Source organism: Xenorhabdus aichiensis (genome assembly GCF_028598775.1).
In the GTDB taxonomy this organism is placed as follows: Bacteria; Pseudomonadota; Gammaproteobacteria; order Enterobacterales; family Enterobacteriaceae; genus Xenorhabdus; species Xenorhabdus bovienii.
On record NZ_JAQRFO010000099.1, the window covers coordinates 1 to 2,493 of the forward strand.

Genomic DNA, 2,493 nt, shown 5'->3' on the forward strand with positions numbered 1-2,493 from the left:
ATCTTGACGGTGAGTGTGCCGCCAATATCAAAGCCTGCTGCCTTAAGCCACTGCCCCTTAAGGTGTATTGCCGGCGGGGCACTGGCCTTGTCATTTTGCGGCACGTATCCCACGGTGTAATAACGTTCTGTTTTTGTCGCTGTATTTACTGCACGGTTTTGCTTAGAATGCGCCTTAGCCATCATTCAACTCCTGTTTAGTTGCTTATGGTGAGCGGCGTTGGTGTGTTGCAACCACATCAGCGCCGCGTTAAGTCAGATTATCCAATCAATAGCCTGGCCTGATGCTTGAGAATCAGGGCATCCAGCACTGAAATCACCGAACGTTGTTCTTCCGCATCCATCTGTTTAACCGCCTCAAACTTCAGCTTCAGTTCGTCCTGCGGCTCGCGTTCTTCTTGCTCAAATATCAGCCAGTCCGCCGACACATTAAAAGTGACGGCAATCCGCTTGAGAATGTCCAAAGAGGGCTGTGCCTCGCCAGACTCGTAGCGGCGGACTTGGGTCAGGTGTATGCCTACACGCTCAGCCATCTGGGGCTGAGTCAGGCTGTGCTGCTTGCGCAGTTGCAGAAAGCGGGTAGAAAAACTCATCCAGTCTGTTCCTTTGTCAATATTGATGAGTTCCATTATCGCCCCCTGTTCTAAATAGACTTGACTAAATAACCTTTATAGAGCATATAATAATATCTATAGAGAGCATTGACAAGGTTTTAAAAGGAACATTTTTATGGCTCGCATCCCGGAAGCAGAATTACAGCACCTAAAATCCGCCGTCTCCTTAGTCGCTATCATTGAGCAACAAGGTCGGCAGCTTTTTAAGCGCGGCAAAGGCATGACCGTGCTGTGCCCGTTCCATCAGGAGAAAACGCCCTCAATGGTGATCACTCCGTCCAAAAATCTCTATCACTGCTTTGGCTGTGATGCGGGCGGCTCGGTGCTGGACTGGGTGATGAAAACCGAGGGGTTGAGCCTGCGCCATGCCGTGGAGCGCTTGCGCGCCGTGCTGGGTGTCAATCCCTCCGTCGAGCCGCTGGTGCAGCCCGATGAGTTGCGGGAAGATGAAGCCGGGCAGCAGGCGCTGCTGTCACGGGTGGTTGAGTTTTATCACCATACGCTGCTCAATGCCCCGGAAGCGCAGGCCTATCTGGCGAAGCGGCGGCTCAACCATCCTGAATTAGTGGCGCAGTTTAAGCTGGGCTTTGCCAACCGCACGCTGGGGTATCGCCTGCCCGCCAAAAAACTCAAGGCGGGTGAGGAAATCCGCCGCCGCTTGCGGGCATCAGGCATCATGCGGGAGTCAGGGCATGAACATTTTGTCGGCTCGCTGGTTGTGCCGGTGATCGACCTTGAGGGGCAGGTGCGGGAGCTGTACGGGCGTAAAATCGGCGAGCGGTTGCGTGGAGGAACGGTCACACATCTCTATCTGCCGGGCAAACATAGCGGCGTCTGGAATGAAGCGGCGCTGAGTGCGGCCAAGTCCCTGATCCTGTGTGAATCGCTCATTGATGCGATGTCGTTTTGGGTCACGGGACACCGCAATGTGACGGCCGCCTATGGCGTGAACGGCGTCACCGCAGACCACTGGCAGGCGGTTGAACAATACGGCATTAAGCAGGTGCTAATCGCGTTCGACAATGACAAAGCAGGCAATGAGGCGGCGGTGAAACTGGCGGCCGCGCTGGCCGCCAAAGGGATCACCCCGTTGCGTGTGGTGTTCCCGCCGGGCAGGGATGCGAACGGCTATCTGTGCCAGATGGCGGAGCCGGAATCGGCCTTTGCCCTGTTGCTTGAGGGCGCAGTGCCGATGCAGGAGGTGGCAAATACCGTTGCTGTTGAGTGTCAAACGGTTGAGTCAGTCATTGCACCAGAAACCGCTTCTTCTTTAGCGGCTGAATCCGCGCACAGCGTGGCACCGGGCGTGGTCTGTGAGTCCGGTGACAACGGTGAGCTGTTTATCTCGATCGGCACACTGCAATGGTGCTTACGGGGCATGGGCGCAGTCAAAGCCGGCGCTGCCGCGATGAAACTCAATGCGCAGGTACTGGACAAACAAAGCGGCGTCCTGTTCGCCGACGGGGTTGACCTGATGAGTGCCCGCAGCCGCAACAGCTATGCCAGACTGGCCGCCACCGAACTGGGGTTGGGAGAGGCGGAGTTGCGGCGTTCACTGGGGCAGGTGTTGCTGGCTGCCGAGCAGGGGCAGCAACAGGCGGCATCGGACACGGAACACAAAGCAGCGGAAATGAGCCTGACCGAGCGAGAAGCGGCACTGGCGTTGCTGGAAAATCCCTGTCTGACTACGCAGATCACCGCAGACTTAGCGGCCTGTGGCGTGGTCGGCGAATCCACCAATCTGCTTGCGGGCTATCTGGCGGCGGTGAGCAGAAAGTTGTCCAAACCCTTAGCCGTTCTGATCCAGAGCAGCAGCGCCGCCGGAAAATCGTCATTAATGGACGCCGTGCTGAACCTGATACCGGAAGAAGAGCGCGTAC

At 56.6% G+C, this 2,493-nt stretch carries 3 protein-coding genes; 1 reads left to right on the plus strand and 2 read right to left on the minus strand.

Annotated features, from left to right (window positions below):
* Positions 1-182, minus strand: a 182-nt coding sequence (locus tag PSI22_RS20950; RefSeq protein ID WP_273581416.1) for a SymE family type I addiction module toxin, incomplete at its 3' end; no start/stop codon positions are given.
* A 77-nt stretch (positions 183-259) separates the two neighbouring features.
* Positions 260-592 carry a helix-turn-helix domain-containing protein gene (locus tag PSI22_RS20955; RefSeq protein ID WP_306310642.1) on the minus strand — a complete coding sequence of 111 codons (333 nt, stop codon included), beginning with the start codon at positions 590-592 and terminating at the stop codon, positions 260-262.
* 136 nt (positions 593-728) lie between these two features.
* Here PSI22_RS20955 and PSI22_RS20960 point away from each other — a divergent pair.
* A partial coding sequence (locus PSI22_RS20960; protein ID WP_273581418.1) for a CHC2 zinc finger domain-containing protein occupies positions 729-2,493 on the plus strand: 1,765 nt, incomplete at its 3' end.